Consider the following 15,661-nt stretch of genomic DNA (forward strand, 5'->3'; position numbering starts at 1 on the left):
GACATCCACCTCACCCCGACACCAAAAGACAGACCGTGGCCCTGCTTCACTCTTTTCCGCCGGTTTCGGCGGCCGACGCCCATACGCTGATCCTCGGCAGCATGCCCGGCCAGGCGTCCCTCGCGGCTGGCGAATACTACGCCCATCCGCGCAATCTGTTCTGGCCGATCCTCGGCGAACTCTTTGGCGCGCCCCCGGCGCTGCCCTACGCCGAACGCCTTGGCAAGCTGACCACCGCCGGCCTGGCCCTGTGGGATGTCCTGCAGTGCTGCGAGCGGGAGGGCAGCCTCGACGGCAACATCGAGCCGACTTCGATCGTGGCCAACGATTTTGCCAGTTTCCTGGCCGGACATCCGCACATCGTCCGCATCTTCTTCAATGGCGCGATGGCGGAGACCTGCTTCCGGCGCCACGTGCAGCCGACGCTCCCGCCACGCCCCCTGCTCTTGACCCGCCTGCCCTCCACCAGCCCGGCCAACGCCGGCTACACCTTTGCCCGCCGGCTCGAAGCCTGGCGCGCGCTGGCCCTGCCACCGGGCGGTGAAGGGTCAGGTGCATGGCCCGACCGGAATCAGCGCTCGAGCACGTAGGTGCCGGGGGCGTCGGCGAGGGCCGGAAAGGCCTCGGTCGCCACCGGAGGCGCGTCGACGAGATCACCGCACTGGGGCTTCAGCCACGCCATCCAGTCGGTCCACCAGCTCCCCGTCTGGTGGCTGGCGCCGCCCTGCCAGCCATCGGCGGTGTCGGTGCGGCGCGCCGGACCGACCCAGAAATGGCGTTTCGGCGGATCGACGGGCGGATTGACGATGCCGAGAATGTGCCCCGAGCTCGACAGCACGAAACGCTTCGGTCCGCTCAGGTGGTTGAGGGTCTTGAAGGTCTGGCGCCACGGCGCGATGTGGTCGTCCTCGGCACCCACCGCATACACCGGCTGGGTGATCCGGCCCAGGTCGATGGGCTCGCCGGCCACGGTGAGGGCATCCTTGTCGATCAGGCGGTTGTGCAGGTAGAGCTCGCGCAGGTACCAGGCGTGCATCGCGTAGGGCATCCGCGTGGTGTCCATGTTCCAGTACAGCACATCGAAGGGCGGCGGCGTCTCGCCATACAGCCAGCCATGAACCACGTAATGCCAGATCAGGCTGTTGGAGCGGAGCAGGCGAAAGGCCGAGGCCATCTCGGCGCCATCGAGGTAGCCCTTCTTTTCCATGTTTTCGGTGAGATAGCGGATGCTGCCCTCGTCCACGAAAACCTCGATGTCGCCGGGCTTGTGGAAGTCGACCAGGGTCGTGAACAAGGTGCAGTGGGCCACCGGGACATCTTCCGGCGTGTGATGCCGGTTGGCCCAGGCCATGTAGGTGGTGAGCGCGGTGCCGCCGATGCAGTAGCCGATCGCATGCACCCTGGCAGCGCCGCTGACGCCCCGGGCGGTATCGACCAGGCTCTGGATACCCTCGGTCAGATAGTCGTCGAAGCGCACATCGCGCATGTCCTCGCCGGGGTTTTTCCAACTGGTGATGAACACGTCCAGCCCTTGATCCAGCAGGTAGCGGACCAGGCTTTTCTTCGGGTTGAGGTCGAGGATGTAGAACTTGTTGATCCACGGCGTGACGATCACCACCGGCACCTGATGCACCCTGGGCTGGCTGGGCGCGTAATGGATGACCTCAAGCAGCCGGTTGCGGAACACCACCTTGCCGGCGGTGAGCGCAAGGTTCTTGCCGACCTTGAAATCACCGGGGTCGGTCATCCGGATGTTGCCCGCATGGAGGTCGTCGAGGTAGTTCCGCAGGCCCTTGACCAGACTGTCGCCACGGGTCTCGATCGCCCGCTGCATGGCCACCGGGTTGGTCATCAGGAAATTGGTGGGCGCGACCGCGTTGAGCCACTTCCGCCACCAGAACGCCGCCCGCCGTCGCTCCTTCTGCGACAGGCCCGGGGTTTCGTAGAGCATGTCCTGGACGTGATGGGTCAGCACCAGGTACCACTCCTTTACCAGATCCCAGGTGGGCGACTCCTCCCACACCTTGTCGGCAAAGCGCATGTCATCGGCGTTCGGCTTGAGGGGGTCGTCGCTGGGCAAGCCCATTGCCCGCCGCCAGCTGTGCCACTGCAGGGCCCACAGGCTGCTGGAGACGTTGGAGATTCGATCGGCGAGCTCCTGCGGATGGGCCAGCCAGGCAAGCTGCGCATGCACCAGCGGCGCCGCCATGCCGAGGGGGTCGATGGACGACTCGACGCTGTCGTGGATCTGCCGGAGAGACTTGCGCGCGAGCTCGATCGGCGCTGCGGGAACATGTTTATTCACGAGGATTCTCCTTCACGGATGGAACATGCACGCCACGAACGGCGCATCACCATCATGGCATACGGCCGGATACTCGCCTTTCATCACCCGCATTCGATTGACCTGCGTCAAACGACCAAAGGACACAAGCAGTCCTATAATGTGCTTGTTCCCTTCTCCCTCGGAGTGCTCATATGTTCAAGAATATTCTCGTTCCTACCGACGGCTCCGAACTCTCGGACTCCACAGTCGAGCGGGCGATCAGCTTCGCCAAGGATGCCGGCGCGAGGATCACGTTCTTTTACGCCCAGCCCGACTTCCCGACGCCGCTGTATGGTGAAGGCGCCCTCTTTGACCCGACCACCCCGGAACAGTTCGCCCGCGCAGCCGCCGCCGAGGCGGACAAGATCCTCGGCCGTTACAACGCCGCCGCGACCGCAGCGGGTATCGAATCCAACGGTGACACCGTGATCAGCGAAGTCCCCTTCGAGGCGATCATTGCCGCCGCCCAGCGTAACGGCAGCGACCTCATCTTCATGGCCTCCCACGGCCGCCGCGGCCTGAGCGGCCTGCTGCTCGGCAGCGAGACCCAGAAAGTCCTGACCCACAGCAAGATCCCGGTTCTCGTCTATCGCTGATACGTCTGTCGCAGCCCCCGAATGCAACAAGGCCCCGCATCCTTCGATGCGGGGCCTTGTTTTTGGACACGGGCAAGCGGACCAGCGTTAAGGACTAGCCCGGGTCCGAATTGTTGATTTCTTCGGAGGTACGCTGGAAGAACAGGGTCACCAGGCTGGATGCGGCACAGATCAGCCACAGACACAGGAAGCCGATCGAATAGGTCGCGATCGCCGTGAAATGTACCGGTTCTCCCATGAAATACAGCTCCTGGGGATTCACCACCGTAAAGAAGACAATCTCGGCAATCCCGGCAACCAGAAAAGACGGCCACAACACCTGGATCAGCTTCAGCATCCTTCAGTTTCCTCCAAAAAAATCACGGGCGCATGCTCAATCAGCCGTGCGCGTGCTTCTCGTCTTCGGCAATATGCCGCTTCGCGAAACGGTACAAGAAACCCGCCATCGCGATGATGAAAGCGATGGTGAACAAGCTCAACAGACCAATATCCGTCGTGAAAAGCTCTTGCCAAGCCATGACAACCTCCTAGTCAGTCTACAGGTTTTAGATCCGCCGAATCGATCCGGATCTCGGTCTCTGCCGGGAGGAACGCGGCCCCTGACAGCCTCCAGCTGTGGGACTCATCTTCTATTAGGACTTTCCAGTGGGCGCTGCTCAGCGCCGCACGCACGGCGCCACGGTAGACATCACCGCTGCGCTCCAGCACGAGTTGCTGATCCAGCCCACCCTTGGTCGGGTGGGCGAGGGTCACCAGCAGGCGCGAGGGCAACTCGACGCCCGGCCGCGCGCTCAAACTGACGGCAATCTCTTCAGCCGAGAAGTTCACCCGACCGACCAGCCCGCGCTCCTGCGCAGCGCTGGCCCGCGCCAGGGTCTGGTTGATGGCCAGCCCCTGCTTGTAATAGTCGTCCGCCACAAGTCCATCGAAGGACGTGATGGCGAGCCACAGGGTGATGAAGCCCGCCACGATCGCTGTTGCCGGCATCAGCATCAGGAGCCAGGTCCAGCGCTCCTTGTACCAGGGAAGGGAATCACGACGGGTCTGGGTTGCACTCATGGTTCTGGGGATCCTGGGTCAGCGGGGCATGAGGAAGGAGGTCTTCTCGCGGACGGAGACCTTCTCGTCGTCGAGCGCCTTGACTTCGATATAAACGGTATTGGAGCCCGGCTTGCCCGACTCCGGCGGGGCGGCAACTTCCACCGTCACCGACTTCATGCCTGCGGCGTCCACTTCGAACGGCTCGTTCGGGGTGATCTGGATGCCGTCCAGCCCGCTGGCCGACAAGGCAAAGCGGCGCGCGCCCTCGGTCATGTTCATGACCTGGAGGTTATAGACGTTGGCGATCAGGCCCCCTTCGATCTCACGGCTGAGGGTTGAGCGGTCCTTGATGACGTCGACACGCAGCGTTGAACGTGTCGCAAGCCCCCACACCAGCGCAACGCAAAGGGCCACCAGCACCGCAGCATAGATGATGATGCGCGGGCGCATCATGTGCCCGATGATCTCCTTGCGCCCCCAGTGGCGCTTCATGGCGTTCTCGGTTGTGTAGCGGATCAGCCCCTTCGGGTAATCCATCTTTTCCATGACCTGGTCACAGGCGTCGATACACGCCGCACAACCGATGCACTCATACTGCAGGCCGTTACGGATATCGATACCGGTCGGGCAGACCTGCACGCAAATGCCACAATCCACGCAATCGCCCTTCCCGGCAACCTTCAGATCGATACCTTTCTTGCGCGGGCCACGCGGCTCACCGCGCTCCGGGTCGTAGGTGATGACCAGGGTATCGGGGTCGAACATGACCCCCTGGAAGCGGGCGTACGGGCACATGTACTTGCAGACCTGCTCACGCATCACGCCGGCAAACAGGTAGGTGAAACCGCCGTAGAAGAAGATCCAGAAGAGCTCCCACGGGCCGAAACTGAAGGTCAGGGCTTCCTGGACAAGATCGCGGATGGGCGTGAAATAACCCACAAGGGTAAAGCCGGTCCACAAGGACAGCAGGCCCCAGGCACCGTACTTGGCCGACTTGATCGCAAACTTGCGACCACTCATGGGCGCCTCGTCGAGCTTCATGCGCTTGGAACGGTTGCCCTCGATCTTCTCCTCGATCCACATGAAGATCTCGGTGTAGACCGTCTGCGGGCAGGCATAGCCACACCACAGACGCCCTGCAACGGCGGTAAAGAAGAACAAAGAATAAGCGCTGATGATCAGCAGGATCGCCAGGAAGAACACATCCTGCGGCCAGAAAATCCAGTCGAAGATGTAAAACTTGCGGTTAACGACATCCAGCAGAACGGCCTGGCGGTCGTTCCACGGCAGCCAGCACAGGCCGTAAAAGATCAGTTGGGTCGCCCAAACCAAGATCCACCGCCACTTTGCGAAGACTCCGGTGACTGCACGGGGATAGACCTTCTGCCGGACGGCGTAAAGGGTTTCTTCGTTCTCGGCACTCGCCTTCGCCTTGACGTCAGCGGCCTTGGGGGGTTGGGTGTCAGGCTGACTCATGATCTATATATCGTTATATTCTAATATTCGGTTTCGAAAACACCCCGGGGCCAGCCCGGGGAGTCTTCATTTTGCAACGCGGGCACTTCTTCCGACAGTTTACTTCTTTGCTTCCGCCACTGCAGCACTGTTCTTGGACAGGCTCAGAACGTAGGCGGCGAGCAGATGCACCTTGTCTTCGCCAAGGAACTCCTTGAACGCCGGCATCTGGTTGCTGCGGCCGTTGGTGACGGTCTCGATGATCGTTGCCTCGGCAGAACCGTACAGCCAGGTCTTGTCGGTCAGGTTCGGAGCGCCGAGGGCCTGGGTACCCTTCGCTTCCGGGCCGTGACAGGCCACACAGTTCTGGGCGAACAGTTCCTTGCCGCGCTGGGCGCGCAGGGAGTCGTGGGCCAGACCGGAGAGCGAACGAACATAGTTCGCCACGTCCTTGACGCCGTCAGCACCGAGGGCCGGGCCGAACGGCGGCATCATGCCCTGACGGCCGCCAAGCAGCGTGGTCTTGATGGTTTCCGGCTCACCGCCGTACAGCCAGTCGCTGTCGGTGAGGTTCGGGAAGCCCTTCGCACCCTTCGCATCCGCGCCGTGACACTGGGCGCAGTAGGTCAGGAACAGACGCTGGCCCATCGCATTGGCTTCCTTGTCGCCAGCAACGGCGTTGAGGTCCATGGTGCGGAACTTGGCGAAGATCGGGCCGTACTTCTCGGCCGCGGCCTTCTGCTCGGCTTCCCACTGGCCGCCGGACGACCAGCCCAGCTTGCCCTGGTTGTTACCGAAGCCGGGGTACATGGCCAGATACGAGATCGCAAAGATGATCGTGATCCAGAACATGTACATCCACCAGCGGGGCAGCGGGTTGTTGTACTCCTGCAGGGTCTCGTCCCAGATGTGGTCATGCAGCCCCACCGGACCGGAGGTCCGCGCCTTGTTGTTCGACACCAGCACGAACACGCAGAACGCAATGCTCAGGAACACCAGCACCATCACATAGGCGTTCCAGAAACCGCTAACAAAGTCAGCCATTTTTATTTCCTTCCTTGGTTTGCCCGCCCTTCGGAGCGGGCAAGTCGTCCTCGCTGAACGGCAGGAGTGCTGCCTCGTCAAATCCCTTGCGTGCCCGCCCGCTGTAGGCCCACAGGGTGATGGCGATGAAACACACCAGCCCCAGGACGGTCACCACCGTACGTGCTTCATTGATATCCAAGGTCACACTCCTTCGTTCTCAGAATGCTCGTCCCGAAGCGGCTCAGCTGCCCGAGTTGGTGGCGGGCGCAGGTGCGGCCTCGGCGGTGGGCGCCGGAGCGGCGGCCTTGCCGGACTTCAGCGCGGTACCGAGACCCTGCAGGTAGGCGATCACGGCGTCGAGTTCGGTCTTGCCCTCAAGAGCCTTGCGGGCGCCCTGAATGTCCTCGTCGCTGTAGGGCACGCCCACCTTGCGCAGCGCGGTCATCTTGGCCTCGATGTCGTCGATCTTGGCAGGACGATCAAGCCACGGGAAAGCCGGCATGTTGGACTCGGGTACCACGTCACGCGGGTTCAGCAGGTGGATGCGATGCCACTGGTCCGAATACCGGCCGCCGACACGGTGCAGGTCCGGGCCGGTACGCTTGGAGCCCCAGAGGAAGGGGTGGTCATAAACGTACTCGCCGGCGACGGAGTAATGACCGTAGCGCTCGGTTTCAGCACGGAAGGGGCGAATCATCTGCGAGTGACAGTTATTGCAGCCCTCGCGGATATACACGTCCCGCCCGACCAGCCGAACAGGATCGTAGGGCTTGAGCCCTTCGACCGGCGTGGTGGTCGAGTGCTGGAAGAACAGCGGAACGATTTCGACAAGGCCGCCGACGCTCACGGTGAGGAGCGTGAGGACGATGAGCAAGCCAACCTTGCGTTCGATGATGTCGTGAGTCGATTGAGCCATGATTATTTTTCCTCCCGATCAGGCGTGCGCGCCGGCAGGTGCCAGCACCGGAGCGTTGTAGGCCTTCTGACCGGCGATCGTCTTCACCATGTTGTAGAACATGATCAGCATGCCGGTCAGGAACAGCACGCCGCCCACGACACGGATGGTCCAGAACGGGTAGCTGGCCTTGACAGACTCGACGAAGGAGTAGGTCAGGGTACCGTCCGGGTTGGTGGCACGCCACATCAGGCCCTGCATCACACCAGAAATCCAAAGCGAGGCGATGTAAAGCACGACGCCGATTGTCGCGACCCAGAAGTGGGCCGTGATCAGCTTGGTGGAATACATCTCGGTCTTGCCGTACATGCGCGGGATCAGGTAGTACATGGAGCCGATCGACACCATCGCAACCCAGCCCAGCGCACCGGAGTGCACGTGGCCGACGGTCCAGTCAGTGTAGTGGGACAGGGCGTTGACCGTCTTGATGGACATCATCGGACCTTCGAAGGTCGACATGCCGTAGAAGGACAGCGAGGTGATCAGGAACTTCAGGATCGGGTCGGTGCGCAGCTTATGCCAGGCGCCGGACAGGGTCATGATGCCGTTGATCATGCCGCCCCAGGACGGTGCCAGCAGGATCAGGGAGAAGACCATGCCCACGGACTGGGTCCAGTCGGGCAGCGCGGTGTAGTGCAGGTGGTGCGGACCCGCCCACATGTAGGTAAAGATCAGCGCCCAGAAGTGCACCACCGACAGACGGTAGGAGAACACGGGCCGGCCGGCCTGCTTCGGCACGAAGTAGTACATCATGCCCAGGAAGCCCGCCGTGAGGAAGAAGCCCACGGCGTTGTGACCATACCACCACTGGATCATCGCATCCTGCACACCGGAGTAGGCGGAGTAGGACTTCGTCAACGTGACCGGGATCTCGGCGCTATTGACCAAGTGCAGCAGCGCGACGGTGATGATGAAGGCTCCGTAGAACCAGTTGGCCACATAGATATGGGTGGTCTTGCGCTTACCGATCGTACCGAAGAACACGATGGCGTAGGAGACCCACACCACGGTGATCAGGATGTCGATCGGCCACTCGAGTTCGGCATACTCCTTGGATGAGGTGTAACCGAGCGGCAGGGTGATCGCCGCAAGCAGGATGACCAGCTGCCAGCCCCAGAAGGTGAAGGCAGCAAGGCCCGGGGCGAACAGCGTGGTGTGGCAGGTGCGCTGGACGCAGTAGTACGACGTTGCAAAGAGAGCGCAGCCACCAAACGCGAAAATAACCGCGTTGGTGTGGAGCGGCCGGAGCCGTCCAAAGTGGAACCATTCGGCAACGTTCAATTCGGGCCACACGAGCTGTGCTGCGGCGATGACGCCGACCAGCATGCCCACGATGCCCCATACCACCGTCATGATGGCGAACTGCCGCACGACTTTATAGTTGTAAGTCTGCGATTGCATGTGAGTCACCTCAATAAAGAAAAACAAAACCCCCCGTGCCTGCGCGGCAGAATGTCGGCAGGCTTCCGCGGAAGGATACCCCGCGATAAGGGCGACATTTTGACATAGATCAACTTGGTTGCACCGCGGGATCGGCCGAACTCGTTGCACTGTGTGGCTTTCCGGCCGATTGGTGGCCGCATGCCGAAAAGCCGGACTTTATGCTTTTCGGCCAGACACTTAGAGCACCCCAAAGTGGTTCCATGGCGCTTCGGACGCCCCCAGGAAGTCACGATATTCAGTTTTTATCGAACAATAAGTACCAACAATTCTGATTTTATTTAGAATTCCGGCCCGCTATCCTTCCGCGGTTATCCCCAACAACAGGAGACTTTCCATGAAATCCTTCGCCCTGCTCACCGCCGCGCTTGCCCTGGGCCTGACGCTGGCGACTGGCGACGCGGACGCCGCCAAGCGCTTCGGCGGCGGCAAATCCTCCGGCATGCAGCGCCAGGAACTGAACCAGCCGCACTCCGCGACGGCGACGCCCGCCTCCCCTGCCCAGGCTCCGACGGCCGCCGCGGCGCAGGCCCGCACCCAGCAGGCGGGCGCCCCGGCCGCCGCCCAGGCGCAGCCGAAGCGTTCGTGGATGGGCCCGCTGGCCGGCCTGGCCGCCGGCATCGGCCTGGCCGCTCTTGCCTCCCACTTCGGCTTTGGCGAAGAGCTGGCCTCGATGATGATGATGGGTCTGGTCGCGGTGGCGGTCTTGATGGTGGTCGGCTTCTTCATGCGCCGCCGCGCGGCCGCCCAGCAGCCGGCACTGGCCGGCGCGGGTGCGATGAACTATAGCGGCTCGGAGCCGGCCCGTTACGACGCGAACCAGCCGGCCTTCAACGCCGGTGGCGGCAGCGCCGCACCGGCAGCCGCAGCCCATGCGCCCGTAGCGGCGGGCACGATCCCGGCCGACTTCGACGCCGAAGCCTTCGTGCGTAACGCCAAGGTCAACTTCATCCGCTTGCAGGCCGCCAACGACGCCCGCAACCTCGAGGACATCCGTGAATACACCACCCCGGAGCTGTTCGCCGAGATCAAGATGAACTGGATGGAACAGGCCAGCGGCCCGCAGAAGACCGACGTGGTGTCGCTCAACGCCGAGGTCGTGGACGTCACCGAGGAAGCCGCCCGCTACATCGTCAGCGTGCGCTTCACCGGCCTGCTGCGGGAAGACGCCAACACGGCGCCGGAAGCCATCGACGAAACCTGGCACCTCACCAAGCCCCGCAGCGGCAGCTCCGGCTGGCTGGTGGCCGGCATCCAGCAAAACGCCTGATACGTCGGGCTGTCACAACACGCCCCCGCGCGAGCCCCGGCTCCCGCGGGGGTTTTTCAATTGGCGGCGGCGGGCGGCGGCGTGTCGTACTCCAGCACCCCCAGCCCGGCGCGGGCCGCCTCGGAGATCGCCAGCACGCAGGGATGGGTCAGCCGGCGCTCCACCGAGATCGCAAAGTATTCGATGCGCACGTCCTCGGCCCGACCGAGCAGCACCAGCTCACCGCCGGCGAGCGTCTCCGCCTCGATGGCCGTCGGGACGGCGAAGGCTCCAACGCCCGCCCGGCCGAAGGCGGTCATCAGGGCCGTGTCGTCGAACTCGCCGGCGATGCGCGGGCGCAGCCGCTTGCGGTCGAGCCAATCGACAAACTTGCGCCGGATCGCCGAATCCTCCCCCGGCAGCAGCGCCGGCAGCACGCCCATGCAGGCGGGAAACGATGGCACCTCCGGGCCGACCAGGGCCCGCGCGGCAAAGAAGCTCAGCCCGGAATCCCCCAGCAGGTGGTTGTAGGCCCGCACATCGACCGACGGCGGGATGGGGGAATCGGCGATCACCAGGTCGATCCGGTGGATCGCCAGCTCGGCCAGCAGGCGATCGAGCCGCCATTCGCGGCAGATGATGCGCACCGGATCGACCGGATCGACGGCCGGGCGCAGCAGGCGGTAGGCGAGCGACTTGGGCACCGCGTCCGACACCCCGACCCGGAACTCCACCGGCCGCCCCTTGGGATAATGACGCAGCGCCTGCTCCAGCTCGGCGCTCAGGGAAAACATCTCGTCCGCGTACTCCATCGCCAGCCGGCCGGCCGGCGTCAACTCGAGGGCGCGGCCATCCCGGGCGAACAGCTGGGTGTCGAGGCTCTCCTCGAGCAGGCGGATCTGCCCGCTGATGGTCTGAGGCGTCACGTGCAGCAGCTCGCCGGCCTTGACCACCCCGCCGCTGCGCGCGGTCTTCCAGAAATAAAAGAGGTGCTTGAGATTCATGACGCCCCGCCTCGGCAAGCCTGGGTTTGATTTCGGTTTTTACGAAACGATCAACTTCGCCATCTGAATTTACCTTAAAGAGCACTTCACCTGAAGCACGCCGGCGCCCGACGCCGGGTCGCCACGCCCCTGCCCCGGGGCAGGGAATCCGGTTAAAATCCGGGCCCGAAAACGCCATCTGCGGGATCAAGCTCCCCGCCATGACACGCCCCATGTTGCGACTCTCCGAACTCCGCCTCCCCCTCGACCACGCGGCCGACGCCCTTCCCGCCGCCATCGTCAAGCGCCTCGGCATCCCTGCCACCGACCTCATCAGCTTCACCGTCTTCAAGCGCAGCTACGACGCGCGCAAGAACACCGCGCTGTCCTTCATCTACATTCTTGATGTGGAGGTTAACAACGAAGCGGCGCTGCTCAGGAAGTTCGCCGACGACATCCACGTCAAGCCCGCTCCCGACACCCGCTACCACTTCGTCGGCAAGGCGCCCGAGAACTTCGGCAACCGCCCCGTGGTGATCGGCTTCGGCCCCTGCGGCATCTTTGCCGCGCTGGTGCTGGCCCAGATGGGCTTCCGCCCCATCGTGCTCGAGCGGGGCAAGGCGGTGCGCGAGCGTACCCAGGACACCTGGGGGCTGTGGCGCAAGAAGACCCTCAACCCCGAATCCAACGTGCAGTTTGGTGAAGGTGGCGCCGGCACCTTCTCCGACGGCAAGCTGTACAGCCAGATCAAGGACCCCAAGCATTACGGCCGCAAGGTGCTCACCGAGTTCGTGAAGGCCGGCGCGCCCGAGGAGATCCTCTACGTCTCGAAGCCGCACATCGGTACCTTCCGGCTGGTGGGGATGGTCGAGAACATGCGCGCCGAGATCCGCGAACTCGGCGGCGAGATCCGCTTCGAGCAACGGGTCACCGACATCATCATCGACGACGGCCAGGTGCGCGGCGTGAAGACCGCCACCGGCGACGAGATCCACGCCGACCACGTCGTGCTCGCCCTCGGCCACAGCGCCCGCGACACCTTCGAGATGCTGCACGACCGGGGCGTCTTCATGGAAGCCAAGCCCTTCTCGGTGGGCTTCCGCATCGAACACCCCCAATCGCTGATCGACAAGGCCCGCCTCGGCCCCCACGCCGGCCACCCACTGCTCGGCGCCGCCGACTACAAGCTGGTGCACCACGCCTCCAACGGGCGGGCGGTGTACAGTTTCTGCATGTGCCCCGGCGGCACGGTGGTGGCCGCCACGTCCGAGCCCAACCGGGTCGTCACCAACGGGATGAGCCAGTACTCGCGCAACGAACGCAACGCCAACGCCGGCATCGTGGTCGGCATCACGCCGGAAGACTATCCCGGCAGCGGCCCGCTGGCCGGCATCGCGCTGCAGCGGGAGCTGGAGAGCCGGGCCTTCGAGCTGGGCGGCGGCACCTACGAGGCGCCGGGGCAACTAGTGGGGGATTTCTTGCAGGGCAGGCCGTCCACCAAGCTGGGCAGCGTCGAACCCTCATACAAGCCCGGCGTACGCCTGGGTGACCTGTCCACCGCCCTTCCCGACTACGCGATCGCGGCGATCCGCGAAGCCATCCCGGCCTTCGACCGGCAGATCCGCGGCTTCAACCTCTACGATGCGGTGCTCACCGGCGTCGAGACTCGCACCTCGTCGCCCCTGCGCATCACCCGCGGGGACGACTTCCAGAGCCTCAACGTGAAGGGCCTCTACCCGGCCGGCGAGGGCGCAGGCTATGCCGGAGGCATTCTTTCGGCGGGCGTGGATGGGATCAAGGTGGCAGAGGCCGTCGCCCTCGACCTGCTGAAGCCGGCCTGAGCCGGCCGTCAGCGCATCAGATGGGCGCGGAAGCGGTTCTCGCGCCCCAGCAGCAGCAGCCCGAATTCGTCGAGCACGCCCTGGTCGATGGCTTCGGGCCGCAGGCTGACCACCGCGTGGCCGAGGCGCTCGAGGTTGCGGCTCTCCAGCACCACGGCGCCCTTGTCGGGATCGGCTCGCCAGACCATCTGGACCAGGATCTCGTCAGCCACCGTAAACACCGCGCGCTCGAGCTCCCGCTGGCGATTGCGGATCTCCTTACACTCGAAACGCAGCCCCAGGTCGAACAGCATCTTGCGGAGCCGCTCGACGCCGGGCCCGGGGCGCTCCAGCACCCGCTCGCCCGGCCCCCGCAACGTATACGAGAAGGTCACCCGCTCGATGCCGCCGCCCTCCGTCTGAGACAGGGTCCGCAGATCGGTGAAACCCTCCTGCCAGGTCAGGTTGCGGAAGGCATCGTTGGAGTCGAGGAAGAAATAGGCCCGGTTGATGGCCGGCTTGAGGTAATTGAGCTGCTTGGACAGCTCGTGCAGGTAGTCGAAAACCTGACGCAGGCGGCGATCGAATACGGCGCGCACGGCGCCCTGCTCGCGCGTGAGCTCGCTGACGTGCTGCTGCCGGCTGGCGACTTCGGCGCGCAGCTGCCCGAGAAGCCCGCCCGGCCCCGACTTCTGGGGCTCGACCGGGGACACTGGCCGGGCGGCCGGCGGAACATCGACCGGGGTCGGGACACGGGGCAGGCCCGGGTCGGCCTCCGCCTGGGGAAACACCGTGTTCGAGCGACGCAGCCCCGTGTGGCGGGCATCGATCTCCTGGACGCGCTGCCGCGCCGCGTCGATGTCGAAGGCCGCGATATCGGCGAGCAGCGCCGCCGCATCCGCATCGAGGGGCGCGGAGACATCCTCACATCCGTCAGCAGCGGGCACGCCGGCCTCGGAGCAGCCTGGAGATGAGCGACGAGGGGGGAAAGGCGGATCCTGGGACACGGCTCACCAGAAGAGAAACGATAATTCCAAGATTATGAACCAGCCTCGCGCCGGCGAGAACATGCCACGCGCATAAAACCGACTCAAAGAACGCGGACGGCTTGCCGAATCTGTGATCGCCCCGCCGACCCCGGCGGATGAGCACAGCCCAGGCGGCGAAAGCCTCGGGACGGAATGGCCTGAACGCACCAAACCCTTCGCCAACCGCAACACCGGGCCTGCCGTCTGCATTCCCGCCATCGGCTGCGCCGGCCGGCGGATGGAACGCCTTGCCCAGGACGGGCGACATCGGGACCTGTCGAACGCCTAAGGACATGTCTGTCGCCCGAACGCCGTCGGGAGCCTCCATCCTGCACTGCGGATCCGCCGTCGACAAAGCCCATCTGGCGGAGGCGGTGAGATTCGAACTCACGAAGGGTTGCCCCTTGCCGGTTTTCAAGACCGGTGCAATCGACCACTCTGCCACACCTCCCGCAGGGCGCACATTCTAGCATGCGGCGGCGCCCCGCGAAGCGCGTCGGCGCGGCGATTGAAACTTTCCGGCCCCTCCGTTACTCTGAATCGCTACAGGTCACCCTGTTCGACATCAACTCGGAGGTTTTACATGCAACTCGACACTTACGGTCAGCAAACGCAGGTTCTGTCGCAAGGCGCAAACCGCGTGCTGCGCAACACCTACATGCTGCTCGCACTCACGATGGTGCCGACCGTTGCCGGCGCGCTCCTTGGCGTGCAGATGCAGTTCTCGTTCTTTGCGGGCAGCCCGTTCATCGCCTTCCTGCTGTTCCTGGGCATTTCGTTTGCGTTCTTCTGGGGTATCGAGCGCAACAAGAACAGCGGTGTCGGCGTGGCTCTGCTGCTGGGCTTCACCTTCTTCATGGGCCTGATGCTCTCCCGCATCCTGCAGGTTGCCCTGGGCTTCTCCAACGGCGGCTCGATGATCGCCCTGGCAGCCGGTGGCACCGGCGCGATCTTCGCGACGATGGCCGGCATCGCCAGCGTCTCGAAGCGCGACTTCACCAACATGGGCAAGTTCCTGACGGTCGGCCTGGTGGTGGTGCTGCTCGCGATGGTGGCGAACATCTTCCTGCAGATGCCGGTGCTTCACCTGGTGACCTCGGCGGCGGTGGTGCTGCTGTTCTCGGGCTACATCCTGTACGACATCAGCAACATCGTGCAGGGCGGCGAGACCAACTACGTGACGGCCACCCTGGCGGTGTATCTGGACGTCTATAACGTCTTCGTCAGCCTGCTTAACCTCATCATGGCCTTCGGCGGCGACCGCGACTGACAGCACGGCATCCAGCAAAAAGGCGACCTCCGGGTCGCCTCAGGCTGCTGACGAACCCCCGGTTTTTCCGGGGGTTCGTGCTTTTTGAAGCCCTCTCAGACGACGAGAAACGCTCGGTAGCGGCCAAAGGGTGTGGGGCGCGTTGGGATCGAAATGATGTGTTGGCGACTCACAACGCCTCTCCGGGCGCCGGAAGGCCGGAATCTCAGGCTCAAAAGGGCTGCCGCCCGGCGGGTCAGCAGCAGGGCGATCTTCTTCATGTTCTGACAGGCGGCCGAGAGCAGGCATTGGGCTTGAACCTTGGCCAGTCCGCGAAAGCGGGCGTAGCGATGCCCGTGCAACTCTTTGGCATCGGCAAAGCTGCGTTCAACGGTTTCCTTGCGCGGCGCGTAGAGGCGTTTGCCCAGATCGGTCAGCCGGTTGGCGTCGATCTGCTCCTTGAAGGGCTGCCAGACGTGGCGGGTGAGGAGCT

The 15,661-nt window shown here is 63.9% G+C and carries 16 protein-coding genes, 1 tRNA gene and 1 pseudogene; 5 read left to right on the plus strand and 13 right to left on the minus strand.

The genetic code is table 11. The features are described from left to right. Positions 1–35 precede the first annotated feature (35 nt). Positions 36–590, plus strand: coding sequence for a DNA-deoxyinosine glycosylase (locus tag ACE3OU_RS10365; protein WP_374241486.1), 555 nt, complete (start codon positions 36–38; stop codon positions 588–590). Here ACE3OU_RS10365 and ACE3OU_RS10370 read toward each other — a convergent pair. Further along, complete coding sequence (locus tag ACE3OU_RS10370) at positions 572–2,209, minus strand: PHA/PHB synthase family protein (protein ID WP_374241502.1); 1,638 nt, start codon at positions 2,207–2,209, stop codon at positions 572–574. The two genes, ACE3OU_RS10365 and ACE3OU_RS10370, sit on opposite strands and share 19 nt — an antisense overlap. A gap of 269 nt (positions 2,210–2,478) precedes the next feature. Between ACE3OU_RS10370 and ACE3OU_RS10375 the strand changes: the two genes are divergently transcribed. Continuing rightward, on the plus strand, positions 2,479–2,922 hold the full coding sequence (locus tag ACE3OU_RS10375; RefSeq protein WP_374241487.1) for a universal stress protein: 444 nt from the start codon (positions 2,479–2,481) through the stop codon (positions 2,920–2,922). Positions 2,923–3,016: 94 nt separating this feature from the next. Here the strand turns inward: ACE3OU_RS10375 and ACE3OU_RS10380 are convergent, their stop codons facing one another. The 8 genes and pseudogenes from ACE3OU_RS10380 to ccoN form a co-directional block, all read right to left on the minus strand. Then, positions 3,017–3,259 (minus strand): hypothetical protein, encoded by a 243-nt coding sequence (locus ACE3OU_RS10380; protein ID WP_374241488.1) that lies wholly within the window; start codon positions 3,257–3,259, stop codon positions 3,017–3,019. Positions 3,260–3,299: 40 nt separating this feature from the next. Next, a complete protein-coding gene (locus tag ACE3OU_RS10385) occupies positions 3,300–3,440 on the minus strand; it encodes a DUF3149 domain-containing protein (protein WP_374241489.1) in 141 nt (46 codons plus the stop codon). Positions 3,441–3,453: 13 nt separating this feature from the next. Then, the gene (locus ACE3OU_RS10390) at positions 3,454–3,981 is read right to left on the minus strand and encodes a FixH family protein (protein ID WP_374241490.1); all 528 of its coding nucleotides are present in this window, start codon (positions 3,979–3,981) and stop codon (positions 3,454–3,456) included. An 18-nt stretch (positions 3,982–3,999) separates the two neighbouring features. Beyond that, a complete protein-coding gene (gene ccoG, locus ACE3OU_RS10395; protein WP_374241491.1) occupies positions 4,000–5,439 on the minus strand; it encodes a cytochrome c oxidase accessory protein CcoG in 1,440 nt (479 codons plus the stop codon). Positions 5,440–5,538: 99 nt separating this feature from the next. Next, entirely contained in the window at positions 5,539–6,462 is a 924-nt protein-coding gene (ccoP, locus tag ACE3OU_RS10400) for a cytochrome-c oxidase, cbb3-type subunit III (RefSeq protein WP_374241492.1), read from the minus strand. Next, positions 6,455–6,643, minus strand: coding sequence for a cbb3-type cytochrome oxidase subunit 3 (locus ACE3OU_RS10405; protein ID WP_374241493.1), 189 nt, complete (start codon positions 6,641–6,643; stop codon positions 6,455–6,457). Before ACE3OU_RS10405 ends, ccoP begins: the two co-directional genes overlap by 8 nt. A 111-nt stretch (positions 6,644–6,754) precedes the next feature. Then, positions 6,755–7,360 (minus strand): annotated as a pseudogene (gene ccoO, locus ACE3OU_RS10410) (cytochrome-c oxidase, cbb3-type subunit II); the annotation flags it as partial. 18 nt (positions 7,361–7,378) lie between these two features. Continuing rightward, the gene (ccoN, locus tag ACE3OU_RS10415) at positions 7,379–8,800 is read right to left on the minus strand and encodes a cytochrome-c oxidase, cbb3-type subunit I (RefSeq protein WP_374241494.1); all 1,422 of its coding nucleotides are present in this window, start codon (positions 8,798–8,800) and stop codon (positions 7,379–7,381) included. A 376-nt stretch (positions 8,801–9,176) separates the two neighbouring features. On the opposite strand from ccoN, the gene ACE3OU_RS10420 reads away from it, so the two are divergent. Further along, a complete protein-coding gene (locus ACE3OU_RS10420) occupies positions 9,177–10,109 on the plus strand; it encodes a Tim44 domain-containing protein (protein WP_374241495.1) in 933 nt (310 codons plus the stop codon). 56 nt (positions 10,110–10,165) lie between these two features. Here ACE3OU_RS10420 and nhaR read toward each other — a convergent pair whose 3' ends face one another. Further along, positions 10,166–11,092 carry a transcriptional activator NhaR gene (gene nhaR / locus ACE3OU_RS10425; protein WP_374241496.1) on the minus strand — a complete coding sequence of 309 codons (927 nt, stop codon included), beginning with the start codon at positions 11,090–11,092 and terminating at the stop codon, positions 10,166–10,168. Between the two features lie 212 nt (positions 11,093–11,304). Here nhaR and ACE3OU_RS10430 point away from each other — a divergent pair, with 212 nt between their 5' ends. After that, positions 11,305–12,912: an NAD(P)/FAD-dependent oxidoreductase gene (locus ACE3OU_RS10430; protein WP_374241497.1), complete on the plus strand. Its 1,608-nt coding sequence runs from the start codon at positions 11,305–11,307 to the stop codon at positions 12,910–12,912. An 8-nt stretch (positions 12,913–12,920) separates the two neighbouring features. Here ACE3OU_RS10430 and ACE3OU_RS10435 read toward each other — a convergent pair whose 3' ends face one another. After that, the gene (locus tag ACE3OU_RS10435) at positions 12,921–13,838 is read right to left on the minus strand and encodes a hypothetical protein (protein WP_374241498.1); all 918 of its coding nucleotides are present in this window, start codon (positions 13,836–13,838) and stop codon (positions 12,921–12,923) included. Between the two features lie 444 nt (positions 13,839–14,282). Continuing rightward, positions 14,283–14,370: transfer RNA gene (locus ACE3OU_RS10440), tRNA-Ser, on the minus strand. Positions 14,371–14,502: 132 nt separating this feature from the next. Here ACE3OU_RS10440 and ACE3OU_RS10445 point away from each other — a divergent pair. Further along, entirely contained in the window at positions 14,503–15,189 is a 687-nt protein-coding gene (locus ACE3OU_RS10445) for a Bax inhibitor-1/YccA family protein (RefSeq protein ID WP_374241499.1), read from the plus strand. A gap of 95 nt (positions 15,190–15,284) precedes the next feature. On the opposite strand, the gene ACE3OU_RS10450 is transcribed toward ACE3OU_RS10445, so the two are convergent. Next, positions 15,285–15,661: transposase (locus tag ACE3OU_RS10450; RefSeq protein WP_374241500.1), on the minus strand; the 377-nt coding region annotated here is incomplete at its 5' end.

It is taken from the genome of Zoogloea sp., assembly GCF_041908905.1.
In the GTDB taxonomy this organism is placed as follows: domain Bacteria; phylum Pseudomonadota; class Gammaproteobacteria; order Burkholderiales; family Rhodocyclaceae; genus Zoogloea.

What these genes read in the sequence shown, in the direction of transcription:
- ACE3OU_RS10370 (WP_374241502.1), bottom strand. Translation starts at nt 2,209, where the DNA reads ATGGCGGCGCCGCTGGTGCATGCGCAGCTTGCCTGGCTGGCCCATCCG.
- ACE3OU_RS10375 (WP_374241487.1), top strand. Translation starts at nt 2,479, where the DNA reads ATGTTCAAGAATATTCTCGTTCCTACCGACGGCTCCGAACTCTCGGAC.
- ACE3OU_RS10380 (WP_374241488.1), bottom strand. Translation starts at nt 3,259, where the DNA reads ATGCTGAAGCTGATCCAGGTGTTGTGGCCGTCTTTTCTGGTTGCCGGG.
- ACE3OU_RS10385 (WP_374241489.1), bottom strand. Translation starts at nt 3,440, where the DNA reads ATGGCTTGGCAAGAGCTTTTCACGACGGATATTGGTCTGTTGAGCTTG.
- ACE3OU_RS10390 (WP_374241490.1), bottom strand. Translation starts at nt 3,981, where the DNA reads ATGAGTGCAACCCAGACCCGTCGTGATTCCCTTCCCTGGTACAAGGAG.
- ccoG (WP_374241491.1), bottom strand. Translation starts at nt 5,439, where the DNA reads ATGAGTCAGCCTGACACCCAACCCCCCAAGGCCGCTGACGTCAAGGCG.
- ccoP (WP_374241492.1), bottom strand. Translation starts at nt 6,462, where the DNA reads ATGGCTGACTTTGTTAGCGGTTTCTGGAACGCCTATGTGATGGTGCTG.
- ccoN (WP_374241494.1), bottom strand. Translation starts at nt 8,800, where the DNA reads ATGCAATCGCAGACTTACAACTATAAAGTCGTGCGGCAGTTCGCCATC.
- ACE3OU_RS10420 (WP_374241495.1), top strand. Translation starts at nt 9,177, where the DNA reads ATGAAATCCTTCGCCCTGCTCACCGCCGCGCTTGCCCTGGGCCTGACG.
- nhaR (WP_374241496.1), bottom strand. Translation starts at nt 11,092, where the DNA reads ATGAATCTCAAGCACCTCTTTTATTTCTGGAAGACCGCGCGCAGCGGC.
- ACE3OU_RS10430 (WP_374241497.1), top strand. Translation starts at nt 11,305, where the DNA reads ATGTTGCGACTCTCCGAACTCCGCCTCCCCCTCGACCACGCGGCCGAC.
- ACE3OU_RS10445 (WP_374241499.1), top strand. Translation starts at nt 14,503, where the DNA reads ATGCAACTCGACACTTACGGTCAGCAAACGCAGGTTCTGTCGCAAGGC.